The sequence below is a fragment of the Candidatus Thiodubiliella endoseptemdiera genome, from assembly GCF_964212635.1.
Taxonomy (GTDB): domain Bacteria; phylum Pseudomonadota; class Gammaproteobacteria; order PS1; family Pseudothioglobaceae; genus Thiodubiliella; species Thiodubiliella endoseptemdiera.
Genome location: NZ_OZ156463.1, coordinates 793758 through 818820, shown reverse-complemented (window position 1 = coordinate 818820; position 25063 = coordinate 793758). Strand labels below are relative to the sequence as shown.

The 25063-nt window shown below is 38.0% G+C and carries 30 protein-coding genes; 24 read left to right on the top strand and 6 right to left on the bottom strand.

The genetic code is table 11. The features are described from left to right. Window positions 1-57 precede the first annotated feature (57 nt). Genes ftsH through glmM form a run of 3 tightly spaced genes read left to right on the top strand, consistent with a single transcriptional unit; the run spans window position 58 to window position 4112 of the window. Window positions 58-1983, top strand: a complete 1926-nt coding sequence (ftsH, locus tag AB8525_RS04350; protein ID WP_369178839.1) for an ATP-dependent zinc metalloprotease FtsH — start codon at window positions 58-60, stop codon at window positions 1981-1983. Between the two features lie 6 nt (window positions 1984-1989). Further along, window positions 1990-2784 carry a dihydropteroate synthase gene (gene folP / locus AB8525_RS04345; protein WP_369178837.1) on the top strand — a complete coding sequence of 265 codons (795 nt, stop codon included), beginning with the start codon at window positions 1990-1992 and terminating at the stop codon, window positions 2782-2784. After that, a complete protein-coding gene (gene glmM / locus AB8525_RS04340) occupies window positions 2784-4112 on the top strand; it encodes a phosphoglucosamine mutase (RefSeq protein ID WP_369178835.1) in 1329 nt (442 codons plus the stop codon). The genes folP and glmM overlap by 1 nt, the downstream gene beginning before the upstream one ends. A 2-nt stretch (window positions 4113-4114) precedes the next feature. On the opposite strand, the gene AB8525_RS04335 is transcribed toward glmM, so the two are convergent. The 5 genes from AB8525_RS04335 to AB8525_RS04315 form a co-directional block, all read right to left on the bottom strand. Beyond that, the gene (locus tag AB8525_RS04335) at window positions 4115-4240 is read right to left on the bottom strand and encodes a hypothetical protein (protein WP_369178833.1); all 126 of its coding nucleotides are present in this window, start codon (window positions 4238-4240) and stop codon (window positions 4115-4117) included. Between the two features lie 104 nt (window positions 4241-4344). Beyond that, window positions 4345-5007 (bottom strand): transposase, encoded by a 663-nt coding sequence (locus tag AB8525_RS04330; protein ID WP_369178831.1) that lies wholly within the window; start codon window positions 5005-5007, stop codon window positions 4345-4347. A 307-nt stretch (window positions 5008-5314) separates the two neighbouring features. Beyond that, window positions 5315-5737 (bottom strand): hypothetical protein, encoded by a 423-nt coding sequence (locus AB8525_RS04325; protein ID WP_369178829.1) that lies wholly within the window; start codon window positions 5735-5737, stop codon window positions 5315-5317. 1 nt (window position 5738) lies between these two features. Next, entirely contained in the window at window positions 5739-6254 is a 516-nt protein-coding gene (locus AB8525_RS04320; RefSeq protein ID WP_369178827.1) for a hypothetical protein, read from the bottom strand. Between the two features lie 18 nt (window positions 6255-6272). After that, on the bottom strand, window positions 6273-6677 hold the full coding sequence (locus AB8525_RS04315) for a hypothetical protein (protein ID WP_369178825.1): 405 nt from the start codon (window positions 6675-6677) through the stop codon (window positions 6273-6275). Window positions 6678-6895: 218 nt separating this feature from the next. Between AB8525_RS04315 and AB8525_RS04310 the strand changes: the two genes are divergently transcribed. The 16 genes from AB8525_RS04310 (at window position 6896) to AB8525_RS04235 (ending at window position 19213) form a co-directional block, all read left to right on the top strand. Further along, window positions 6896-7873: an integron integrase gene (locus AB8525_RS04310; RefSeq protein ID WP_369178823.1), complete on the top strand. Its 978-nt coding sequence runs from the start codon at window positions 6896-6898 to the stop codon at window positions 7871-7873. Further along, a complete protein-coding gene (locus tag AB8525_RS04305; RefSeq protein ID WP_369178821.1) occupies window positions 7870-8604 on the top strand; it encodes a TSUP family transporter in 735 nt (244 codons plus the stop codon). The genes AB8525_RS04310 and AB8525_RS04305 overlap by 4 nt, the downstream gene beginning before the upstream one ends. Window positions 8605-8658: 54 nt before the next feature. After that, window positions 8659-8910, top strand: coding sequence for a hypothetical protein (locus tag AB8525_RS04300; RefSeq protein ID WP_369152844.1), 252 nt, complete (start codon window positions 8659-8661; stop codon window positions 8908-8910). A gap of 1 nt (window position 8911) precedes the next feature. Beyond that, on the top strand, window positions 8912-9241 hold the full coding sequence (locus AB8525_RS04295; protein WP_369179011.1) for a type II toxin-antitoxin system PemK/MazF family toxin: 330 nt from the start codon (window positions 8912-8914) through the stop codon (window positions 9239-9241). Further along, entirely contained in the window at window positions 9238-9813 is a 576-nt protein-coding gene (rsxA, locus tag AB8525_RS04290; RefSeq protein ID WP_369152842.1) for an electron transport complex subunit RsxA, read from the top strand. The genes AB8525_RS04295 and rsxA overlap by 4 nt, the downstream gene beginning before the upstream one ends. Next, the gene (rsxB, locus tag AB8525_RS04285) at window positions 9810-10316 is read left to right on the top strand and encodes an electron transport complex subunit RsxB (protein WP_369152841.1); all 507 of its coding nucleotides are present in this window, start codon (window positions 9810-9812) and stop codon (window positions 10314-10316) included. Before rsxA ends, rsxB begins: the two co-directional genes overlap by 4 nt. Beyond that, window positions 10309-10509 (top strand): hypothetical protein, encoded by a 201-nt coding sequence (locus AB8525_RS04280; RefSeq protein ID WP_369178819.1) that lies wholly within the window; start codon window positions 10309-10311, stop codon window positions 10507-10509. Before rsxB ends, AB8525_RS04280 begins: the two co-directional genes overlap by 8 nt. Then, entirely contained in the window at window positions 10502-11980 is a 1479-nt protein-coding gene (gene rsxC, locus AB8525_RS04275) for an electron transport complex subunit RsxC (protein WP_369178817.1), read from the top strand. Before AB8525_RS04280 ends, rsxC begins: the two co-directional genes overlap by 8 nt. Beyond that, window positions 11977-12921: an RnfABCDGE type electron transport complex subunit D gene (locus tag AB8525_RS04270; RefSeq protein WP_369152838.1), complete on the top strand. Its 945-nt coding sequence runs from the start codon at window positions 11977-11979 to the stop codon at window positions 12919-12921. Before rsxC ends, AB8525_RS04270 begins: the two co-directional genes overlap by 4 nt. Continuing rightward, window positions 12918-13517 (top strand): electron transport complex subunit RsxG, encoded by a 600-nt coding sequence (gene rsxG / locus AB8525_RS04265; protein WP_369178815.1) that lies wholly within the window; start codon window positions 12918-12920, stop codon window positions 13515-13517. Before AB8525_RS04270 ends, rsxG begins: the two co-directional genes overlap by 4 nt. Window positions 13518-13519: 2 nt before the next feature. After that, window positions 13520-14533, top strand: a complete 1014-nt coding sequence (queA, locus tag AB8525_RS04260; RefSeq protein WP_369178813.1) for a tRNA preQ1(34) S-adenosylmethionine ribosyltransferase-isomerase QueA — start codon at window positions 13520-13522, stop codon at window positions 14531-14533. 37 nt (window positions 14534-14570) lie between these two features. Further along, window positions 14571-14864 (top strand): hypothetical protein, encoded by a 294-nt coding sequence (locus AB8525_RS04255; RefSeq protein ID WP_369178811.1) that lies wholly within the window; start codon window positions 14571-14573, stop codon window positions 14862-14864. Beyond that, window positions 14861-15217 (top strand): HIT family protein, encoded by a 357-nt coding sequence (locus AB8525_RS04250; protein WP_369151403.1) that lies wholly within the window; start codon window positions 14861-14863, stop codon window positions 15215-15217. Before AB8525_RS04255 ends, AB8525_RS04250 begins: the two co-directional genes overlap by 4 nt. Further along, a complete protein-coding gene (locus AB8525_RS04245; RefSeq protein WP_369178809.1) occupies window positions 15214-15543 on the top strand; it encodes a thioredoxin family protein in 330 nt (109 codons plus the stop codon). Before AB8525_RS04250 ends, AB8525_RS04245 begins: the two co-directional genes overlap by 4 nt. A 262-nt stretch (window positions 15544-15805) precedes the next feature. Then, window positions 15806-16429 carry a hypothetical protein gene (locus tag AB8525_RS04240; RefSeq protein ID WP_369178807.1) on the top strand — a complete coding sequence of 208 codons (624 nt, stop codon included), beginning with the start codon at window positions 15806-15808 and terminating at the stop codon, window positions 16427-16429. 258 nt (window positions 16430-16687) lie between these two features. Beyond that, window positions 16688-19213, top strand: coding sequence for a DEAD/DEAH box helicase family protein (locus tag AB8525_RS04235; RefSeq protein ID WP_369178805.1), 2526 nt, complete (start codon window positions 16688-16690; stop codon window positions 19211-19213). A gap of 263 nt (window positions 19214-19476) precedes the next feature. On the opposite strand, the gene AB8525_RS04230 is transcribed toward AB8525_RS04235, so the two are convergent. After that, window positions 19477-19731 (bottom strand): thermonuclease family protein, encoded by a 255-nt coding sequence (locus AB8525_RS04230; protein ID WP_369178803.1) that lies wholly within the window; start codon window positions 19729-19731, stop codon window positions 19477-19479. Window positions 19732-19827: 96 nt separating this feature from the next. On the opposite strand from AB8525_RS04230, the gene AB8525_RS04225 reads away from it, so the two are divergent. From AB8525_RS04225 to alaS, 5 genes are all read left to right on the top strand, one after another. Continuing rightward, window positions 19828-20490, top strand: coding sequence for a transposase (locus tag AB8525_RS04225; RefSeq protein ID WP_369178801.1), 663 nt, complete (start codon window positions 19828-19830; stop codon window positions 20488-20490). A 54-nt stretch (window positions 20491-20544) separates the two neighbouring features. Beyond that, the gene (locus tag AB8525_RS04220) at window positions 20545-20883 is read left to right on the top strand and encodes a hypothetical protein (protein ID WP_369178799.1); all 339 of its coding nucleotides are present in this window, start codon (window positions 20545-20547) and stop codon (window positions 20881-20883) included. A gap of 289 nt (window positions 20884-21172) precedes the next feature. Then, the gene (locus tag AB8525_RS04215; RefSeq protein ID WP_369178798.1) at window positions 21173-21517 is read left to right on the top strand and encodes a hypothetical protein; all 345 of its coding nucleotides are present in this window, start codon (window positions 21173-21175) and stop codon (window positions 21515-21517) included. Between the two features lie 143 nt (window positions 21518-21660). Beyond that, the gene (locus AB8525_RS04210) at window positions 21661-22281 is read left to right on the top strand and encodes an HNH endonuclease (RefSeq protein ID WP_369178796.1); all 621 of its coding nucleotides are present in this window, start codon (window positions 21661-21663) and stop codon (window positions 22279-22281) included. Window positions 22282-22443: 162 nt separating this feature from the next. Next, window positions 22444-25041 carry an alanine--tRNA ligase gene (gene alaS / locus AB8525_RS04205; RefSeq protein ID WP_369152825.1) on the top strand — a complete coding sequence of 866 codons (2598 nt, stop codon included), beginning with the start codon at window positions 22444-22446 and terminating at the stop codon, window positions 25039-25041. Window positions 25042-25063: the final 22 nt, after the last annotated feature.

The following is a 25063-nucleotide window of genomic DNA, read 5'->3' as shown; positions in this document are numbered from 1 at the left end:
AATGGTTACAAGCAGAATAGGGTATATTTGTTTTCTTATTTTTTATTGATTTTTATTATGTTGAAAAGTTTATTATTTTGGTTGGTTTTGGGTAGTGTGGCGAGCTCACTTTATAGTCAGTTTCAGTCAAAAGAAGAAAAAACCGATATCACTTATTCTCAGTTTATTCAAAGTGTTAAGCAGGGGGATGTTTCTAATGTAACCATTGCAGGTAGTCGTATTACTGGCACGGGTGTCGGTGGTGAACAGTTTTCAACTTATAGTCCTGGTGACTTGGGCTTGATGGGCGATTTGCTCAATAATGGCGTGGATGTGATCGCCAAACCCCCTGAAAAAGAGGGATTTTTTAAGCAATTAATTATTTCTTTAGCGCCGATTTTATTGTTAATCGGTGTGATTCTTTACACAATGAAGGGTGCTGGCGGTGCAATGGGTGGGAAAAACCCAATGAGTTTTGGCAAATCTAAGGCGAGATTAATTCCCAAAGATGAAACCAATGTTACTTTCAAAGATGTAGCAGGTGTGGAAGAGGCCAAAGAAGATGTTAAAGAATTGGTGGACTTTTTATCCGAACCCGGTAAATTCACCAAAGTCGGCGGAAAAATCCCTAAAGGCGTGTTATTAGTTGGACCCCCAGGCACGGGTAAAACTCTATTAGCCAAAGCCATCGCAGGTGAAGCACAAGTGCCATTTTTCTTCATTTCAGGCTCTGATTTTGTAGAAATGTTTGTGGGTGTTGGTGCATCTCGTGTGCGTGATATGTTTGAGCAGGCAAAAAAGAATGCACCTTGCATTATCTTTATTGATGAAATCGATGCAGTTGGTCGCCAACGGGGTGCCGGCATGGGCGGTGGTCACGACGAACGCGAACAAACGCTAAATCAAATGTTGGTTGAAATGGATGGCTTTGAAGGCTCTGAAGGCATTATCGTCATTGCCGCAACTAACCGCCCTGATGTGCTAGACCCTGCATTGTTAAGACCAGGTCGTTTTGACCGCCAAGTAATGGTAGGGCTGCCAGATATTAATGGTCGTGATGCGATTTTAAAAGTGCATATGCAAAAATTACCGATTGCTAAAAATGTTAAATCTGTTGATATCGCCAAAGGCACACCTGGATTTTCAGGTGCAGATTTGGCGAATTTGTGCAATGAGGCGGCGTTGATTACAGCAGGTAAGGACAAAGAACTAGTCGGTATGCAAGAGTTTGAAAAAGCTAAGGATAAGATTATGATGGGTGCCGAACGAAAGTCAATGGCAATGGACGAAACTGAGAAGAAAATGACCGCTTATCACGAAGCAGGACACGCAATTGTCGGTCGTTTAGTTCCCGAACACGACCCTGTTTACAAAGTCAGCATTATCCCCAGAGGCCGTGCATTAGGGGTAACAATGTTCCTGCCAGAAAAAGACAGTTATAGCATTTCAAAACGCAAGTTAAACTCACAAATCTCCTCATTATTTGGCGGTCGCATTGCTGAAGGTTTGATTTATGGCGACGATGCTGTAACAACAGGTGCAAGTAACGACATCGAACGCGCCACCGAAATCGCACACAAAATGGTCAAACAATGGGGGATGTCCAAAGCACTAGGCCCTCTATCATACGGAGAAGAAGAAGGCGAAGTTTTCTTAGGTAAGCAAGTAACCAAACACAAGCATATCTCAGAAGATACTTTCAAAGTAGTTGATATTGAAATTCGTAAAATTATCGATGTAAACTACGCAATCGCACTAAAAATATTAGAAGACAATGTCGATATTCTGCATACAATGACCGAAGCACTAATGGAATTTGAAACCATTGACAAAGACCAAATCGACGACTTAATGGCAAGAAAACCAATGCGTGAAGCTGCAGTAATTGTTGATTCCGAAGTTGCCTCCACCGAATTAGGCAAAGGGCTTGATGTTGATACAGAGGTGTCAGGCGATGGTGATAGTAAAGGTGGTGAAAGCCCTTTAAACGAACAAGTCGCCTAAAACACGATGGCTACTCAGCCTAAAATTATGGGTATTTTGAATGTAACGCCCGATTCTTTTTTTGATGGTGGTCAGCATTTTGATGTCGCAGATGCTATTCAAAACGCACAGCAGATGATTGAGCAAGGGGCTGATATTATTGATATTGGTGGGGAATCTACCCGTCCAAATGCTGATGCCGTTCCCCTTGAAGAAGAATTGTCGCGTGTCATTCCCGTGATTGAAGCACTTACCAAAACTACAAATATTGTGATTTCTATTGACACTTCAAAACCAGAAGTGATGACACAGGCTGTTCAAGCAGGGGCACATATTATTAACGATGTATGTGCGTTGAGTGCAGAAGGGGCGTTAAAAATTGTGGCTGATTTAAAGGCTGATGTGTGTCTGATGCATATGCAAGGCACCCCACGCAGTATGCAAAATAATCCTGTATATGGTGATGTGGTAGAAGATATTAAATACTTTTTTGAACGCAGGATAAATGCCTGTGTTGATGCAGGCATCAGTAAAAATAGATTGATTTTAGACCCAGGATTTGGCTTCGGAAAAACCTATGAACATAATTTAGAAATATTGCGTCGCTTTGATGAGTTTAAATTTTTTGGCTTACCTTTGTTGGCAGGATTGTCACGCAAAACGATGATTGGGCAGATGCTTGGCGGTAGAGATATTGGGGAAAGGATGATAGGTAGTGTTACAGGGGCTATAATGGCGGTGCAAAATGGTGCAAATATTGTGCGTGTACACGATGTTTTAGAAATGAAAGATGCATTAATGGTATTAAACAAGGTTGGATAATGGTTAATTATTTTGGAACAGATGGAATACGGGGCGAAGTCGGTATTGAGCCAATCACGGCAGATTTTTTCCTAAAATTAGGTTGGGCGGTAGGTTCATTTTTGGCACAAAATCATGCAAATCCCAGTGTTGTTATTGGCAAAGATACCCGTGTTTCAGGTTATTTATTTGAATCTGCATTGGAGGCGGGATTTTTATCTGCGGGTGTTGATGTTGGGCTTTTGGGGCCGATGCCTACCCCTGCAATTGCTTATTTAACCCAAACTTATGGGGCTACTGTGGGCGTTGTTATCAGTGCATCACACAATAATTTTCAAGATAATGGGGTTAAATTTTTCTCTGATAAGGGCTTTAAACTCAGTGACCAAGATCAAAAAGACATAGAAAAGCGTTTAAGCGAACCGATGGTCAGTGTTAGTAGTGAAAATATTGGCAAAGCCGTGCGTCACGAGCAATCTTTGGGTCGTTATATTGATTTTTGTAAGCATTCTTTTGACAAAGACATTGATTTATCTAATTTGAATATCGTGGTAGATTGTGCGAATGGTGCAACCTACCATATCGCTGAAAATGTATTTTCAGAGTTGGGCGCTAACATTACTATTATCAATAATCAGCCTGATGGTTTTAATATTAATTTGAATTGTGGTGCGACGAATACTAAAAAATTACAGGAAGTTGTACTTGAAAAAAAAGCCGATTTAGGCATCGCTTTTGATGGCGATGGAGACCGCTTAATGATGGTAGATTCACAAGGTGAATTAATTGATGGGGATGAGTCAGTTTTCATTATTGCTAAAGCATGGAAAAATCAAAAGCGGTTAACAAGCAATACAGTGGTTGGCACTAAAATGACCAATCTTGGTGTGCAACATGGTTATCAAAATTTGGGTATTAACTTTATTGAAGCCGATGTCGGAGATAGATTTGTAATGGAACAAATGCAAAAACACAATTCTATTCTTGGTGGTGAAGGCTCAGGACATATTATTTGCCTTAATCAAGCTACATCAGGTGATGCAATTATTGCTGCTTTGCAAGTATTAGAAGTAGTAATTAAAAGCGGAAAAACACTAAGCGAATTAAAATCCGAAGTACAAAAATACCCACAGGTATTAATCGATGTCAAAATTAAAGAAAAAGTGGATTTATCACAGCATCAGGCACTAAAAGAAACACAAAGCAAAGTGGAGAGTGCTTTAGGTGAATTTGGCAGAGTATTAATTCGTGCTTCTGGCACTGAACCACTCATTCGAGTGATGGTTGAAGGCAAGAATTTAGATTTGGTGCAAAAAAGTGCTGAGGCGTTAGCCGCAACACTTAATTAGAATTACTTAGTCTTAAATGCACCAGGGTTCTCAATTAAATCGTGTGCAACAGGGGTTGCTTTAACTTCTGGCTCACCACATGCAGTAAGTAATACGATAATTGGAAGCAATAGTAATAATTTTTTCATTTTTTATCCTTCATAAATAAATGAAATAAATGGGGACAAAATAAATGGGGACAGGCTACTTTAAATAAATGGGGACATAAATAAATGGGGACAGGCTACTTTTATCATAGTTTTTTCTTATTTTTTGGTCTTCCTCTAGCCTTTAGAGTTGACAGCAAACCATGCTTCTTTGCCATTTTTATAACCCAGTTTTCATTGCCAAGTGGTGCTTGTCTATTAATACTGTTTCTGATTTTATCTATTTCTTTTTGAGTTTGTGGCGTATTGACATATTCCACCCAGTTATCTAGTTCTCCATAAGGCTTGTTCAATATCTTTCTATTTCTAAAGACTCTTTCTGATAATGACCCGTATTGCCAATCTTGTGCTGTTTTGCTTAAATCAGCCCTTAACGCATTAGCCTCTATATAGCGCATCAAAGTTAGATAATAACTGTCTTTTTCAACAATAAAACTTTTAAATCTACCTTGCCAAATATGTCCTGAGGTTTTGTTTTTCTTATAATAATAACGCACATGAGAAGTCATCACCCATTGCATAAATTTACTCAGACTATTTTCACCTTGTGGTACAAGTAATAAATGAAAGTGATTAGGCATTAGACAATAGGCGTGTAACTCAATATTCTCTCTTTCTAGCCCTGTTTTTAATAATTTTAGGAAAAACTCGTAATCATCCTCATCATCAAAAACTTGCATACGCATATTTCCTCTATTGATAATATGATAGATTCCGCCTTGGGTTTGACCTCTTGGTATGCGTGGCATTTTAGTGTTGGGGTAAAAGTGGGGAATTATATCATAAAAAGTAGCCTGTCCCCATTATTTTAAGTCTATATCTTCAAACTGTTGCCAGTGAATTACTTTTAATCTACTAAAAAACATCTCAACTCCTTTTTAAACATAACGCTTGAAATCACCTAACGCGTAAGCGGTCAGGTGGAATGATTTGTTAGGTGTTTTTATAGTCATAAGTTATTGTTTTTAAATATAATTTAATAAATAAAAGGGTAGCGTCCCCTTATTTTATATGATAAAAAGTAGCCTGTCCCCATTATTTCCTGTCCCCATTATTTCATAGTGCATTTTTCTCCAAAAACATACCTTTATCTAAAGATACAAAGAAGTCTTGATATATTTTAGGGTCTTTAATTGCTTTGATGCCGTATTGAGCATTTGCCCTTACCTTTACTGATTTTTGCGCTTGTCTTATTGTTATACTCATGACCAGCTTATAACCATCTAATTTTGTACCTGATACAGTTCCAGTTAATAAATCTGCTTTATCAATGACAAAACCTAAATCTTGCAATACTGCTATTGTGCTTCTGGTTGCTTTTATTTTTGAAATATTATCATAAACTTTAGTCTGATATGATCTTACTTTTAATTGAGATTGAGATTCTGAATTAATAATTTGAGCAGTAGAACTTACACAGCCAGCCAGTAAAAAAGATGAAGTTACAACGCTTAAAAGTAATAGTTTTTTGATGTTCATGTTAAATTCCTTGTTTTGCTAAAAATATAGCTTTATCTAACTTAGTATAAAAGTCTTGATAAATTTTCTTATCTTTTATGTACTCCATTGTAGTAGGTACACCACTTTGGTATTGTGTATCACTAAACACTATCCTCTGAAAACTTGCACGAACTAAAATAGAATTATTATTTTTAATTCTAGTAATTAAAGACACTTTAATTTTTTGATGTGTATCCATTGGAGTGCCTAACAATATAGCCATTATCACTTGACCAGTATTAGTTGCATCTCTGGTTTTTTCTGCTATCAATAATCCTAAATCCTGCTCACTTTCTTTGATGATGAAGCCAATATCTTGTAAAACATTAGCAGAAGCAATTAACATATGTTTTTCTGTAACATTGTTATATTCTTTTTGCTGTATTTGTCGCAGTTCTAAACTTTTTTGTGTAAGCCTTAAAGCGTCCTTTGGTATTGTGCCACACGATGTGATAAATAGAGAAAATAGAATAACTACATATAATTTAAAACGCATAATTATCTCCAATAAAAATTAAAATCTAGAAGTATGATATTTGAAAGTAGATACTTTTTTATTGGCATCAAATTTAATAATGATGGTTAGTGTTCTTTGAGAGCTGGAAGCGCTAGAACTGGACTCGCTACCGCCAATTAGCAGTATCGTTGCATAGGCGTCACTACTTGAATAACTCACATTTGAGGATATTTTGTCATAAATCCAAACTTCTCCACCGTTGTCATCTGACGTTAAAATATTCGGACTACCAAGTGCAGAAGCAACAGAGGCAGCACTCATGCCAACTTTAATTTCTTTTTGTACTGTGCCTACTGTAATTCTATCACCTTGTTGTGAATTATTATTTACTGGCTGAGATACACAGCCAACAATCAACATATTCACCAATACAATAATACTGATAATTATATTTTTTAACATTTTTTTATCCTCTTTATTTTTAAAATCTAAATTTTACCCATAATTTTAATTAGGCGTATAACTATTATTATAAGGACATATTTCCTTATATTGCTATATTAAAAATAAAACCTGTAAAAACAACAAAATTCCATCTATTTTTAAGATAAAATTCAATTTTTACCTAATATTTGATATTAGGGTAAAAAATTTATACAAAATTCAAATTTAACGGACATATGATAACAGATAAGAAATCAACCATTCAGCAAATGCGAGAAATAATGCGGCGGATGAATTATGCTTATAAAACTGAGAGTAGTTATTGTGATTGGGTGAAGCGCTTTATTAAATTTTCTCAGATGCAGAGTGGGGATGAATTGTTTGAGAATGCTGAGGATAAAGTGGAGGTATTTTTGACAGATTTAGTGGTTGGGCAAAATGTGGCGGCTTCAACGCAAAATCAGGCATTTAATGCGTTGGTTTTTTTGTATAAAGAAGTACTTAAAAGGCCTCTGGAAAATGTGCGGGCAACGCGCAGTCGTAAGCAGCCACGGATTCCTGTGGTGTTGAGTGCGAGAGAGGTTAAAAAGATTTTTGCACAATTAACGGGGGTTAATGCGTTGATGGTTTCGTTGTTGTATGGTGGTGGATTACGGATTTCTGAGTTGGTGCGATTGCGAGTTCAGGATGTGGATTTTGATTATTGCCAAATTACAGTGCGTGATGGTAAGGGTAAAAAAGACCGGGTAACGCCATTGGCAAAAAAAGCGATACCTGTGTTGCAGGCACATATCGCTCAAAGAAAAATAATCCACGAGCAGGATTTAGCGGTGGGTTTTGGTGGGGTGTATTTGCCGAATGCTTTGGCTAAAAAATATCCGAATGCAGATAAAGAGTTTGGGTGGCAGTATGTGTTTGCGAGTAGAAATATTGCCACCGACCCACGCACGAATGTTGAGCGCCGTCATCATATTGACCAGTCAGCGGTGAATAAGGCGATTAAAGTGGCTGTGGGGAAATGTAGAAGTGTCCATAAAAAAGTGTCGGCACATACTTTTCGCCATTCGTTTGCCACGCATCTGTTGCAAACAGGGACGGATATTCGCACTATTCAGGGTTTGCTTGGGCATAGTGATTTGCAAACGACGATGATTTATACGCATGTTTTAAAGCAAGGTGGGCAAGGGGTTGTGTCGCCGTTAGACAGATTGTGATTTTTTCCAATACAGAATTATTTTTAGTCAGTTTGATTTTTATGTGGGCGGGGTTTGTGCGTACGGGGCTTGGCTTTGGTGGGGCGGCATTGGGGTTGCCGTTAATGTTGTTATTGGGTGGGTCGCCGGTTTATTGGCTGCCAGTAATTGGGCTGCATTTGTTATTTTTCTCGTCGCTAACTTTGGCAAAATCTATCAAACAAGTGGATTGGAAATATCTTAAACAGTCACTTTGGTGGATTATTCCGCCGACTTTAATTGGGGTGTTTGGATTATTGGCGTTACCTGATAAAGTGATGATTATTTTTGTCTATTCCATTACGATTTTTTACGCTATTACTTGGATTTTTAATCAAAAAATCACTTCACATCGTCCTTGGGTGGATAAATTGTTATTGATTTTAGGGGGTTATGTGGCAGGCACTTCACTGACAGGCGCACCACTGATTGTCGCAGTATATATGCGTTATGTGGCAAAACAATATTTGCGTAATACACTATTTGTATTATGGTTTATTTTGGTGTGCATTAAAATGGTCGCTTTTGTTGCAGTCGGTGTACCAATTGATTGGCAATTATCTTTGATGTTAATTCCAGTCGCCACGATTGGACATATAATCGGACTCAAATTGCATGATAAAATTATTCAAAATGATGTTTTGTTTAAACGCTGGGTTGGGTTGACTTTATTGATGATTAGTTCATTTGGACTTTTGAAAGTATTTTTGTAACTCTGATATTACATTATAATGTTACATAATGATTTAACAGAATAAGAGGGTGTAATGATTCAAGCGACTATGGCAGATATGCGGAAATCAGTTGATTTTTTCCAAACTGATCAGGTGATTAGCATTATTAACGGTAGAAAAAAACAAGAAATTGGTTATTTTGTGCCAAACACATTAAAGACAGATTTTTTAAAATTTTTAAATGAACTAGAAAAGTCAAAGCGACTAAAAAATGCTAAGCGTGCAGCAGAAGCACAGATGCTTGACCCTATTGGAGATGGCTCGGCAGGAGACGGCATTGAGTAAAGTGTTAAATAAAGGCGATATTTGTTTGGTTGATTTTGAACCGACGAAAAAAGGCGAAATTGGCAAGCTAAGGCCAGCTATTATTTTGAGTGACAATCAAGACACAACGATATTTGCAACGGCTGTTGTTATACCATTGTCAAGTTTAGTGATTAAAGATAACCAGCCTTATCGTTACCCTATTAGCAAAAGGCAGAAACTTGAAAAAGAGTCGGATGCGTGTATTTATGAAATTCGCTCTTTGTCTAAAAATAGAGTGGGCGATAAGATTGCAACTATAACAAAGAGGGAATTAGAGGGTATTCGCCAAGCCCTATATGATTTATTATGAATGAGTATATTTTAATTTTAGTAAGTACTATTTTGGTCAATAACTTTGTTTTAGTGAAGTTCTTGGGCTTGTGTCCATTTATGGGTGTGTCAAAGAAGGTCGAAACTGCTATTGGTATGGGCTTTGCTACGACTTTTGTGCTAACTTTGGCGAGCGTGAGTAGTTATTTGATTAATACTTATATTCTGGTGCCGTTTGAAATGGAATACCTGCGTACCATTGCCTTTATTGTGACGATTGCAGGCGTGGTGGGTTTTACGGAGTTGGTGGTGAATAAAACTTCCCCTGTTTTACACCAGTCTTTAGGCGTATTTTTGCCATTGATTACCACCAATTGCGCAGTGCTAGGTGTTGCTTTGTTGAATGTTAATCAAGATAATGGATTTTTGGCATCGGCGGTTTATGGTTTTGGTGCGGCGATTGGTTTTTCTTTTGTTTTGGTATTATTTTCAACCATTCGCGAACGCATTGATGGGGCAAATGTTCCCACTGTTTTTCAAGGCGTGCCGATTGCATTGATTACCGCAGGATTAATGTCAATGGCATTTATGGGGTTCGTTGGATTGGCATGATTGAATCTATTTTCATTTTCTCTTTGTTGGCGTTAGTATTAGGGTTAATTCTAGGTTATGCGGCGATTAAATTTAAGGTTAAAGGCAATCCCTTAGTGGATCAGATTGATGCAATTTTGCCTCAGACGCAATGCGGGCAATGTGATTTTCCAGGCTGTAAACCTTATGCTGAAGCATTGGCAAAAGGCGAAGCAGAAATTAACCAGTGCCCGCCAGGTGGGCAAGAAGGTGTAGATGCGTTGGCAGAATTATTGGGAGTGGAAACTTTATTACTGAATGAAGAACATGGCGAAAATACCACCGACCATGTTGTATATGTTGATGAAAAATTATGCATTGGCTGCACTTTGTGTATTCAAGCCTGTCCTGTGGATGCGTTTGTTGGTGCATCTAAGGTAATGACGACGGTGATTGAGGATGAATGCACGGGGTGTGATTTGTGCATCCCAGTTTGTCCTGTGGATTGTATTTATATTAAGAGACCTTTGCATAAATATGAATAATCATCAAAACGCCATCTTTCATCAAATTACAAACTTTTTAAAAACACCCTTAGCCCTGCTAGGAGGGGATTTAAAAAATTTCCAATTTAATAAAATCTGTCATTTTGCTAATCATCCCTATTTATGCAAAGGTCTCATTAAGAAAATTCAGCCAACGCTAAGGACTTTTATAGCCGAGGTGGCAGATGTTTGATGCATTTAATAATGGTATTGTGATTAATAATCCGTATCCCGTGACGCGGGTTGAAATTATTCAAGCACCCTTACCTGATAAAGTAGTTTTGCCTTTGCAACAACGCATAGGTGCGGAGGCTGAGCCCTGTGTTAAGGTTGGTGATAAAGTCCTAACAGGGCAGTTAATTGCACAGACGCCAGACCAGTTTTGTGCTTCTATTCACGCCTCAATTTCAGGCACGGTGGTGGCAATTGATGCACAAATTATTCCACATAAATCAGGGCTTAAATCAAACTGTATTACCATTGAATCTGACGGCAAAGACGAGTGGATTAAGAATAAAGGTGTGGGTGATTTTTTGCATTGCTCGCGTGAGACTTTGATTGAATATCTGCAACAATCAGGCATTGTTGGCTTGGGTGGTGCAGGGTTTCCAACGCATTCAAAATTGAAAAAAGCGACCAATTGCCATACCTTAATTATCAATGCCACCGAGTGCGAACCGGGGATTATGTGCGATGATGCGTTGATGCAACACGATGCCCGTGAAGTGATTCGTGGGGTGGAAGTGTTGTTGCGAATTACAGGGGCGACGCAGGTTTTCATTGCAATTGAAGACGATAAACAGGAAGCTTATCATTCGCTGTTGATGTTTAATCATAATGAGAGAATTAGCATCATCCAAATCCCAACTAAATACACCTCAGGTGCAGAAAAATTACTCATCAAAGCGTTATTAAATATTGAAATTCCAGCAGATGAACTTGCCATAAACCATGGGATTCTTTGTCAGAATGTATCCACTGTCAAAGCCATTTTTGACGCTGTAGTTGAAGACAAACCTTTGATTTCACGCATTGTAACAGTAACGGGTGATGCAGTAACGCCGAATAATTTTGAAGTGCGTTTGGGCACATCATTTAGGCATATTATTGCATTAGCAGAACCGAATGATAAACAGCACGATGTGCGTATGGGCGGCATGATGATGGGCATTGATGTACAGTCGTTGGATATACCGATTTGTAAGATTACTAATTGTATTTTCGTCAATAATGCTAAGCCAAAGCAACCTGTACAAGAATGCATTCGTTGTGGGCAATGTAATCAAGTTTGCCCAGTGGATTTGTTGCCACAGCAATTATATTGGTATGCCAAAAGTGAGAATACTGAGAAAGCAATGGAGTATAATTTAAGCAGTTGTATTGAATGTCGTTGTTGTGATGTAGTGTGTCCAAGTCATATTCCTTTGGCATCGTATTTTTCGTTTGCGAAGGCGTTACACCGCCAAACTCTGAAAGCACAGAAAAAAGTGTATAATGCCCGAAAGCGATTTGAATATAGAGAATATCGACTGGTGCGTAATAAAACCGAACGCACCGAGATGATGGCAAGAAAAAAAGCAGAATTGAAGCAAAAAATGGCAGGCGACAAGACTCAAAAAGATAAAATAGCAGACGCAATAACAAGGGTAAAAAATAAAAAATGATAGCAATATTTAGTTCTTCTTCACAAATGATGCGACAAGTGATTTATGCGCTTGTCTTAGGCGTTAGTGCGTCTTATTACTTTTTTGGTTGGGGGATAATGCTGCAAATTGTGTTAGCAGTAACAACCGCAATTGCCGTAGAATCCATATTTTTAAAAATCAGAAAACAACCGATTTCCCCTGCCATTAGCGATGGTTCGGCAGCGCTCACAGGATTTTTATTAGCCATTTCAATTCCCACCATTGCCCCGTGGTGGATTATCGTGGTAGGCGTGAGTTTTGCCATTATTTTCGGCAAGCAATTGTATGGCGGACTGGGTAATAATCCTTTTAATCCAGCAATGTTAGGCTATGCCTTTTTGCTGATTTCATACCCCTTGCAAATGACCACTTGGGCGGGCGATTTTGTAACTTTCACTCAAGCCTTTGAGGTAATTTTTAATCTCAATCCTGTGGATGCGTTGAGTGGTGCAACCCGATTAGACGATGTCAAAACCCAGTTGGCTTTAGGCAAAATCATCAGTGAATTGAGCGTGCATTCAACAGCACAAGCGTGGATTAACGCAGGATTTTTATTGGGTGGATTGTATCTATTGGTTCGCCGTGTTATTTTTTGGCATATTCCACTCGCCTTTTTATCAGGTATTGTCATCACTGCCTTTTTACTCTCATTTGGCGACACCGAGCATTACCTACCCATTCAGAATCACCTAATGCTGGGTGGCACAATGTTGGGTGCGTTTTTCATTGCTACCGACCCAGTGTCTGCCTGCACCACACCCAAAGGGCGGCTTATTTATGGCTTTTTTATTGGTATGCTGATTGTAATTATTCGCACTTTTGGCAACTATCCAGATGGCGTTGCATTTGCTGTTTTGTTGATGAATATTACTGTGCCGTTGATTGATTATTACACACAACCTAAGGTATTTGGTCAATGAAATCACAACCGATAATCAAAGCAGGCATGTTGCTACTTATCTTTGCTGCCATCAGTATATTTTTCGTTTCGTTGGCACAAGATTTAATGAAAGAACGCATTAAATATAACGAAGAGCAATTACTCATTGAACGACTTAATGAGTTGGTTTCAGATTATGATAATAACATTTTGCAAGATAAATTCTCAAAAGAAATTACCTTGCACGGCATTAAGCAAACCGTGAATATTTACCCTGCTAAACACAATAATCAGACTTTCGCTTATCTAATTGAACACGCTTATCCAAATGGCTATAGTGGCACTATTCGCCTATTAACAGGCATCGATACCCACAACCAGCTCTTAGGCGTTCGCGTGATTGCACACAAAGAAACCCCGGGTTTGGGTGATAAAGTAGAAACCAAAAAATCCAATTGGATCAAACAATTCAAAGGTATGTCTTTGACCAACCCTAGTAAAAGTCAATGGAAAGTCAAGAGAGATGGCGGTTCGTTTGATGCCTTTACAGGGGCAACAATAACACCCCGTGCCGTTGTTACTGCCACTTATCAACTTTTAGAGTTGTTCAAGAAAGGTTCATTACAGGTTAAATAATAATGCAACTCAGTGATTTTGATTTTAACTTACCTGAAGCACTGATTGCACAAAGCCCACCGAAAAATAGAACAGATTCACGACTTTTAGTGCCAATTTTTCCGATTATAGATACATTTTTTCGAAATATTGGGGATTTTATCAAAGAAGGGGATTTGTTAGTAATGAATAATACCAAAGTAATTCCTGCTCGTTTATTCGGATACAAGGAATCGGGCGGTAAAGTTGAAATTATGATTGAACGCTTGTTAAGTAATAACCAGGCATTAGCAATGATTCGCGCTAGCAGAGCACCTAAAATTGGCAGTCATCTTATTTTAGAAAATAAAGTTAAAGCAGTTGTTTTAAACAAAGACAAAGGTTTTTACACACTTGAATTTGCCACAGATTCACTACTTGATTTGTTGGATAAAGTGGGACATACTCCACTCCCCCCATATATTGAAAGAGCGGATAACGAACAAGATTTAAGCCGCTACCAAACTGTTTTTGCACAAAAAGACGGCGCTGTCGCTGCCCCTACAGCAGGATTGCATTTTGATGAAGACTTGTTGGATTCTTTAAAAACTAAAGGGGTTGACTCAGCTTTCGTCACATTGCATGTTGGCGCAGGCACTTTCCAACCTGTCAAAACCGACAACATTAAAGACCATCATATGCACAGCGAATATTACGAAGTGCCACAAGAAACAGTGGATAAAATCACCCAAACCAAAGCCAACGGTGGGCGAGTTATTGCCGTGGGAACAACAGCAGTACGCTCTTTGGAGTCTGCAGCAAGAGGCGGAGCGCTTAAAGCCATACAAGAAGAAACCGATATCTTCATTTACCCCGGTTATAAATTCCAAGTCATAGACATCCTAATTACCAATTTTCACCTGCCAAGATCATCATTATTAATGCTAGTCAGTGCCTTTATCGGGCGTGATAGAATGATGGAAATTTATCAACATGCGATTGATGAAAAATACCGATTTTTCTCCTATGGCGATGCGATGTTGTTGGAGCGAATATAATGAGACCTTTGTATAAATATGAGACCTTTGCATAAATATGAATAATCATCAAAACGCCATCTTTCATCAAATTACAAACTTTTTAAAAACACCCTTAGCCCTGCTAGGAGTGGATTTAAAAAATTTCCAATTTAATAAAATCTGTCATTTTGCTAATCATCCCTATTTATGCAAAGGTCTCAATATGAATAATCATCAAAAATCCACTTTTCATCCACTGGGCAATTTTTTAAACCCTGCCTTAGCCCTACTAAGGCTGATTTTAAAAAATCACCCATTGAACAAAAATTGGATTTTGCTAATCACCCCTATTTATACAAAGGTCTCATGATTTATGAAAATAATTTAATTACCGTAGAAATTGAACCCAGTGAAATCCCGTGGGTAAAAGTTTTTGCTAAGCGCAAGGTGAAAGAATTTAGTGAATGCACGCTTGAGGAAAAAACGGAATTTTTTCGGGTGATTGATATTGCTGAAAAATTAATGTTGAATTATTTTAATGCAGACAAAATCAATATTGCATCTTTTGGCAATATGTTGCCGCAGGTGCATTGGCATGTGATGGCACGATTTGAGTTGGACAGTTATTTTCCTGAGCCAATGTGGGGTGAGAAGCAAAGAGACGCAAAATTAGAGTTACTCGATTTTGAAACTTTCTTCAATCAACTTAAAGAACAGTTATGATTCAGATTGAAAATCAAGCACAATTAGACAGACTCAAGCAAGAACAAAATGCGTTATTGGTATTATTTGGCGGTGAAAATTGTGGTGTGTGCCAAACCATTAAACCGCAGATTGTTGCAAAATACTCAGAGAAATTCCCCAATCTAAAAATGGTTTATATTGATTGCGAAGTATTGCAAGAAGTCTGCGCCCAATACGGCGTGTTTTCACTACCCGTGGTGCAAGTATTTTTTATGGGTCAGAAATTTATTGAAGAAGTGCGGGGTTTTAGTTTGTTGGCTTTAGAGCAAAAAATAGAGCAAGTTTTTACCAAAATGAACCGCTAAGAAAAATCATCAAAATAGAGCGTCAAGCGGATAAGTCTTTATTTTGGTTCTTTTGAACCCTGCATTAATTTCCATATTTTTTTGCCGATAGGCGTTGTTTCTGTTATCATAATTGCCAATATTAATAAGTAAAAACCTAGTTTCAGACCAATGAAGTTGTAAAAATACAACATTTTTACAGGATTTTATTTTTAATATCGGAATATAGGGAAATATGTCCTTAATAATAATAGTTAGCTTTACAAAATAAGAGAGCGATAAAATGGAATGGGTTAATACTGCTAACTTTTGGGTTTCTTTTTTAATGGCTTTAATTGCCGTAAGTTCGGTATTAATTTCTTATACAATCTACCGTTCATCAACAGACCCAGAAGTAATACTTTATTCACAACCCGATATTAAGCGCCCAAGTATAATAAATCTTATTATTCATAATATAGGTAAAAGTCCTGCTCTAAACGTAACCTTCTCACCTGAAAAAGCATTGCCTAGCAAAGCATTTGGCTTTGATGATGCTCAAATGCCTGAAAAAATAGTTGATGGCCCTTTAATAAATGGAATTCCTTACATTGCTCCAAACCAGCAATTTGTGATTACTTGGGGACAGTATGGAGGTTTAAACAAGTATTTTGGTTCAAGCCATATTGACGTAGATATTTCATTTGAAAGACCCAATTCTTTATTGCGACTAAATAAATTTAAAAAGGCAACTAGCCGCTTAGGCATTAGGGCTTGGGAGCTAACTGATTCATCTGATCGTAACTGGGATAAGAAAACAGCAGAAGAATTAAAGAAAATAAATACCAATATCAGTAAATTAGTAAAAGTCATGGAGCAACGTTTTGAATATGAAAAAGCTAACAATGCCATTAACTCGGACAGTTAAAAGCGCCGTTTCGCTACGCTCCTCTCTGCTTTTAACTGCCGGTTATGGCGGGCGTTAGAGCCGACCGCAGAGCGGTCGGCTCTAACGGCGTGGCAATAATGGATTAACTCGTTATCCGCCTGCGGCGTCTAACAAGCCAATCAACCCGACCTAGAGAATTTAAAATAGAGTAAACTCTAAATAAATTACTAGGCGGGTTATTGCCACGCCGTTATGTTTAAAAAAATTGTAGCTGGTATATAAAATAGAGAATAAGAGATGGTTGACTTCAATAAAAGACTGAAAAAGAAAAGGGTAGTAAAAAAAGTTAACCCAGAAGACATCTATGATTCTCTGGATAGGCGAAGTGAGACTGGGCCATTAAGGCCATCGCAAAAAATAGTTTTATCTGATTGGTATTCGTCTCGAAAAGATGAAAAAAACAACATAATAAAACTTCACACTGGTGAAGGTAAAACGCTCATTGGATTATTGTTACTTCAATCCAAAATCAACTCAAATGATGGGGCTTGCCTATATGTATGTCCAAACATATATCTTGCGGAGCAAGTAAGGTTAGAGGCGCAGAAATTTGGTATACCTATTTGTGAAATAAGTGCTGACAATGATATCCCTGAGGATTTCATTATAGGTAAAAAAATACTAATCACTCATGTTCAAAAAGTATTTAATGGTCGTACGATATTTGGTTTAGGAAATAAGTCAGTAAGTGTTGGGACGATTATACTTGATGACTCCCATGCTTGTATTGATTCACTAAAGAACGCATTAACTATAAAGGTGGATAACAAGCATTCTCTCTATAAAAAAGTAATATCAATATTTGAGGATGATGTAAGAGAACAAGGAGAAGGTAGCTTTCTAGAAATAGAAAGTGGTGATTACAATACGATGCTTCCTATCCCTTATTGGAGTTGGTATGAAAAAAGAAATGAAATATCACAAGCACTTATCGGCAGCAAGAATGATATAGAAATTAAATTTGTTTGGCCGGTTATTAAGGATGGTATAGCAAACTGTCAGGCTTTTATTTCTGGTCAATCATTAGAAATATCACCAACATTGATGCCAATAGAAAAATTTGGGACGTTTTCCAAGGCTAAAAACAGAGTTTTAATGTCAGCAACGACCCAAGATGATTCATTTTTTATTAAAGGCTTAGGGTTTGATGTTCAATCTGTATCTAACCCTTTGGCGAATACGGAACTTACTTGGTCTGGCGAAAAAATGATTTTAATTCCTTCGCTCATTAGTGAAGATCTTGAAAGAGACTCAGTAATAAATTGGTTGGCAAAGACTAATTCAGAAAGGCAGTTTGGAATAGTTGCTCTTGTACCAGGATTTAGTAAAAAGAAACAATACGAAAAAATCGGTTCTAAAGTTGTCAGTAGTAATGATATTTTTCAAGTTGTTAAAGCGTTAAAAGATGGATCCTATTCACAAACAGCCGTATTTGCAAATAGATATGATGGCATTGACCTTCCAGATAATGCTTGTCGTATTTTGATCATAGATTCAAAACCTTATTTTGACTCACTTTTGGACAGGTATGAAGAAGATTGTAGATCTAACAGTGACATTATGAACGTACGTATTGCGCAAAAAGTAGAGCAAGGATTAGGTCGAAGCGTTAGGGGCGAAAAAGACTATAGCATTATAATATTGGTCGGTGGAGATTTGGTTAAATTTGTTAAGAGCCCAATTAGCAATAAATATTTCTCCGCACAAACAAGAAAACAAATTGAAATTGGTATGCAAGTAGCTTCTTTTGCAAATGAAGATGCTAACGATGAAGAGCCATATAAGGTACTTGTTAATCTAATGAGTCAAGCTTTAAATCGTGATGAAGGATGGAAGGAATATTACTCTGAAGAAATGGACGATATTTCTTCGGAGGAAGTACGTCAGAGTATCCATGATACTTTACATGTTGAATATGATGCAGAACGACAATTTATGCTTGGGGAATATGATAAAGCATGTGCGCTTATGCAAGGTCTGTGTGATCAATTCAATAACGATGACACAGAAAAAGGATGGTATCTACAGCAACTGGCTAGATACAAATATCGCACAAGTAAAATTGATGCTAATCAAATTCAAAAATCAGCGTTCCATAATAATCTTCAATTGCTGAAGCCCAGAGAAGGCATAAGTTACAAAAAAATTGAATTCATTAACCAAAACAGAGTGAAACGGATAAAAGAATGGCTTCAACAATTTAGTCAATATGAAGATATGATGATTTCACTAGATGGGATTTTTCAAAACCTAACATTTGGTATGCCCTCTGAAAAATTCGAGGCTGCATTGAAGGAATTAGGTGATGCTATTGGTTTTCTTAGTCAGCGACCAGACAAAGAAATAAAAAAAGGACCTGATAATCTTTGGTGTGGTATTGAAAATCAATACATACTATTGGAATGTAAAAATGAGGTGGATGAATCTCGGACTGAAATATCAAAACATGAAGCGGGCCAGATGAATTCACACTCAGGTTGGTTTGAAAGTGTATATGCTGATGCTAAATGTAAGCGCATTTTAATAATTCCAACTATCAAATTATCATATCATGCGGATTTTACACATACAGTGGAAGTAATGCGAAAAGGAAAATTGAAATTACTAAAAGATAATGTCAAAAGTTTTTATAAAGAATTTGCAAAGTATGTGCTGCATGAAGTTAGCGATCAGAAAATACAACATCTTTTAGATACTCATAAGTTAGACTTAGACAGCATTACTACTATGTACTCTGAGACATACAAGAAAAGCGAAAAATAAACATAACAATTAGCTCCAGCGGACAATTTATAGCGTCACTTGTTTTGCTTTCGCAAAAACGTGCCCCTCTAAATTGCCGCTGAGCAAGGCGTTAGAGCCGACCGCAGAGCGGTCGGATCTAACGGCGTGGCAATAATGGATTAACTCGTTATCCGCCTGCGGCGTCTAACAAGCCAATCAACCCGACCTAGAGAATTTAAAATAGAGTAAACTCTAAATAAATTACTAGGCGGGTTATTGCCACGCCGTTAGATGGAATGCTATTAATTACACCAGCCTAATTTTTTACCACCATCATAAACATAGGCAAGTTTTTTATTTAATACTTGTTTTTCTAAACTATCGCCATCAATCAGCACATTGGCAACAATCCTAAAGTATTTGCCTCTTGCAATATTTGTCAATTTAATCACTTTGGCTTTTAACAACAAATTTCTAACAAAATCTCTGGCATTAATCGCTAATTCTTTCTCTTTTTTACATTTACCCCTAATCTCTGGGGTATCTATACCATTCACTCTAATAGCAATATTTTGCAAAATAATGGGGACAGAAAATAATGGGGACAGGCTACTTTTTATGATATAATTCCCCACTTTTACCCCAACACTAAAATGCCACGCATACCAAGAGGCCAAACCCAAGGCGGAATCTATCATATTATCAATAGAGGAAATATGCGTATGCAAGTTTTTGATGATGAGGATGATTACGAGTTTTTCCTAAAATTATTAAAAACAGGGCTAGAAAGAGAGAATATTGAGTTACACGCCTATTGCCTGATGCCTAATCACTTTCATTTATTACTTGTACCGCAAGGTGAAAATAGTCTGAGTAAATTTATGCAATGGGTGATGACTTCTCATGTGCGTTATTATCATAAGAAAAACAAAACCTCAGGACATATTTGGCAAGGTAGATTTAAAAGTTTTATTGTTGAAAAAGACAGTTATTATCTAACTTTGATGCGCTATATAGAGGCTAATGCGTTAAGGGCTGATTTAAGCAAAACAGCACAAGATTGGCAATACGGGTCATTATCAGAAAGAGTTTTTAGAAATAGAAAGATATTGAACAAGCCTTATGGAGAACTAGATAACTGGGTGGAATATGTCAATACGCCACAAACTCAAAAAGAAATAGATAAAATCAGAAACAGTATTAATAGACAAGCACCACTTGGCAATGAAAACTGGGTTATAAAAATGGCAAAGAAGCATGGTTTTCTGTCAACTCTAAAGGCTAGAGGAAGACCAAAAAATAAGAAAAAACTATGATAAAAGTAGCCTGTCCCCATTTATTATGATAAAAGTAGCCTGTCCCCATTTATTATGATAAAAGTAGCCTGTCCCCATTTATTATACTATATAGAGGCTAATGCGTTAAGGGCTGATTTAAGCAAAACAGCACAAGATTGGCAATACGGGTCATTATCAGAAAGAGTTTTTAGAAATAGAAAGATATTGAACAAGCCTTATGGAGAACTAGATAACTGGGTGGAATATGTCAATACGCCACAAACTCAAAAAGAAATAGATAAAATCAGAAACAGTATTAATAGACAAGCACCACTTGGCAATGAAAACTGGGTTATAAAAATGGCAAAGAAGCATGGTTTGCTGTCAACTCTAAAGGTTAGAGGAAGACCAAAAAATAAGAAAAAACTATGATAAAAGTAGCCTGTCCCCATTTATGTCCCAATGATTATGAACAAGCGTTTTATAAGGAGAATTACCCAACTTAACAAAAGCCTTTTAGGCTTAAGTTGGGTTGGCTTCGCCAATTTGGGGGGCAAGCCCCCAAACCCCATTGTTCAATCAAAAAGAACAAGGGTATAATTTATTGAAGTGGTGTCCAGTCAAGTGGGGGAATCGCAGCCTGTCCCCATTTATTCATGTCCCCATTTATTCATTTATTTCCATTTATTTTAAAAAATTAAGACTTCAAGGGAGCTGTATTATGAAAAAATTTTACATTTATTTTATTACCACTATGCTATTATCTAGCTGTGCAAGTACTGTACCTATCAAAATTGGGGCTAATACTTATTATTCATCTAAAACAAACTATGCAGGTATATTTGGTGATGTTGGTGCAACCACTGGCGACCTAATAGTTGAAGGCAACCATTTTTGCGAATCACTTGGAAAAGAATTGCAATTAGTCACTCAAAGTAACAAGGATAATGTGCCCGGTGTTCGCTTTGGCGGATCTACAATTACCTTTAAATGTGTAAATAATGCAAGCGATCCTGTAATGCGATCGGATAGAGGTATATCTACTGTTGAGATAATACATAAATAATTGAGGTTTAGTGTGGAATTTTTTACCTAGAGATATGGAGACACAAACATTAATTATTTAAAAAAGCATCTAACAAGTCATTCCACCTGACCGCTTACGCGTCAGGTGAATTCAAGCGTTATGCGTAATAATAGGAATATGTAATGGTTCAAAATGAGTATGAGTATATTGAATTTTTAGTCCAAAATGGACTTCAAATAAATAGCGCTTATAGTTATGGAATATATTTAGAAACCATCTCAAAAACTCTAGATATCATAATAAATGACTCTACAATTTCATCAAAAAAAGATGTTGATATTGTAATTGAAAAATTATCAAAAACTGATTTAGCAGAAAATTATAAAAATAATTGTGGCACGGCACTAAGGAAATATCTTAAGTTTATTACAGAAACAAACTTTATCTATAAATCGCTAGACGAGATAGAAAACCCTAATCAATATACAGAAGGAGCTAAAAAAGTTATTACTGTAAATGCATATGAAAGAGATAGAAAAGCCAGGAATAAATGTATTGAAATACATGGTTTGAACTGTGCTGTTTGTAATATTAATTTTGAAACTACATATGGTTCTATTGGTATTGGGTTTATTCATGTTCATCACATTAAACCATTGTCAGAAATAAACGAAAGTTATGTAGTAAGCCCAGAAAAAGATTTGATTTCTGTGTGTCCCAATTGTCATGCAATGCTTCATCGTAAAAAAGATACAATAAGCATTAATTCTTTAAAGGAAATGTACAATGAAAATAACGCATAACAATTCATTCCAGCCGACCGTTTACGCGACCCGCGATCGCTGAATTCAAGCGTTAGGAGTATTAAACAAGACACTGCCTTAAAATTATCTGTTAAGGTGTAGGCGAGACCTCGCTCATTTCAGTATAATTCAATCTTTTATTCTTTTTACTAAAGCATTGCAATGAAAACCGCACAAATACGACAAAAATTCTTAGATTTTTACGCTTCAAAAGGGCATACTATTGAGCCGAGTGCTTCGCTTATTCCGCATAATGATAAAACTTTATTGTTCGTGAATGCGGGTATGGTGCCGTTTAAAGATGTGTTTAGTGGCGTGGAAAAGCGCTCTTATAGCCGTGCAGTGAGTTGTCAACGATGTGTGCGTGCAGGGGGCAAACATAACGATTTGGAAAATGTCGGCTACACCGCACGCCATCATACTTTCTTTGAAATGTTGGGTAATTTCTCATTCGGTGATTATTTCAAACGCGAGGCGATTCAATACGCTTGGGAGTTTTTAACGGTTGAATTGGGATTGCCAAAAGAAAAACTTTGGGTCAGTGTGTTTGAAGAAGACGATGAGGCGGAAGATATTTGGGTAAATGAAATTGGCTTCCCCAGAAATCGCATCTCTCGTTGTGGCGCTAAAGACAACTTTTGGCAAATGGGCGATACTGGCCCATGCGGTCCATCCAGCGAGATTTTTTATGATCACGGTGAGGACATCGCTGGCGGACCACCAGGACACGCTGATGAAGATGGCGATAGGTATATTGAAATTTGGAATTTGGTGTTCACTCAATATGACAAGCAAGAAGATGGCTACCTCAAACCACTTGATGCGCCTTGCGTGGACACTGGTATGGGGCTGGAACGATTGGCAGCGGTATTGCAACACAAAAATAACAATTATGACACCGATGGCTTTAAATCGTTGACCAAAGCCATTGTTGAATTAACCCAAGAGGACAGCAGCATTAAGCAAGATAACGCCTCAGTGCGGGTGATTGCCGACCATATTCGTTCCACTGCATTTATGATTGTTGATGGCGTGATTCCCTCCAACGAAGGGCGTGGCTATGTGTTGCGTCGTATCATTCGTCGCGCTATTCGTCATGGGCATAAAATTGGCATCAACAAAGTCTTTTTCTATCGCTTAGCGCCAGTTTTGACACTAGAGCTCAAAGACGCTTACCCAGAATTAAAGAAAAACCTAGCCAATGTTGAAAAGGTGTTAAAGCGAGAGGAGCAGCGATTTGTACAGACATTAAACCAAGGTATGGGAGTTTTAGCCGAGGCGATTGCCAAACTTAAAGGCCATGAAATTGACGGTAAAACAGTGTTTAAACTTTACGATACTTATGGTTTTCCAGCAGATTTGACCGCTGACGCTGCACGGGAGCAGGATTTAACCATTGATATGACAGGCTTTGAAATTGAAATGACCAAACAACGCGAACGAGCCCGCCAAGCAGGGGATTTCAAAACCTTGCAAAAAGGCGTTGATATTGGCGAACAAACGCAGTTTTTAGGCTATGAGCAGTTGGAAAATTCCTCTGAAGTCATCGCCCTGATTAAAGCAGGCGAATTAGTGCAACAAATTGAAGCAGGCGAGCAGGCTATTGTCGTGCTTGCCAGTTCAAGCTTTTACGCTGAGTCGGGCGGTCAGGTGGGCGATTGCGGCACACTTTCCAACCCCGCAACGCTTTTTACAGTAACACGGACGCAAAAACAAAAAACAGGCGCATTCGAGCATCACGGCGTTTTAAACAACGGTATTTTAAAAGTGGGTGTTGTGCTAGTCGCCGCTGTTGATAAAAAATCTCGCAAACGCATTGCCAGAAACCACTCAGCCACGCATTTATTGCATGCTGCACTGCGCACGGTTTTGGGCGAAACAGTAACACAAAAAGGCTCATTGGTTGACAGTGAGAAACTGCGTTTTGACTTCACACGCGATGAAGTGATTACCAAATCAGATCTAGAGAAAATTGAGGGCATGGTCAATCGAAAAATCTTAGGCAATACCAAAGTACATACCGCTGTTAGCGATATTGACACCGCCAAAAAGAATGGTGCAATGGCACTTTTCGGAGAAAAATACGGCGATAAGGTGCGGGTTTTAACTATGGGTAAAGACGACTTTTCAGTCGAACTGTGTGGCGGCACTCATGTCAAGCAACTCGGCGATATTGGGCTGTTTAGAATCACCTCAGAAGGCGGTGTTTCTGCTGGCATCCGTCGTATTGAAGCGGTAACAGGCTATAGCGCTTATCAATTTGATAATCAAACACAAGACCATTTGCACCAAATCGCACAGATGACCAAGTCAAGCAGCACACAAGTTGTCCAAAAAGTTGCGCAATTGCTTGACCATCAAAAAACCCTAGAAAAACAACTGGCTTCTTTCCAAAAACAATTCGCCAGCAATCAAGGCGACGATTTGGTCAGCCAAGTGCAAAATGTGAACGGCGTGCCCGTCCTCACCAGCGTTGTGAGTGGCGTGAACGGCAAAGATTTACGCGATATTGCCGACAAACTCAAAGACAAACTCGGCACCGCCGTTATCGTATTAGCAGCCGTTAGCGGTGAAAAAGTATCCTTAGTTGCTGGCGTTACCAAAGACCTAACCGATACATACCAAGCAGGAAAAATCCTTAACCATGTCGCCCAACAAGTCGGCGGCAAAGGTGGCGGTCGCCCCGATATGGCACAAGGCGGTGGCACCGATTCTAGCAAAATAGACCAAGCATTAGCTTCAGTGAGGAGTCTGATTTAGCAAGCTTTTAATCTGGTAACAG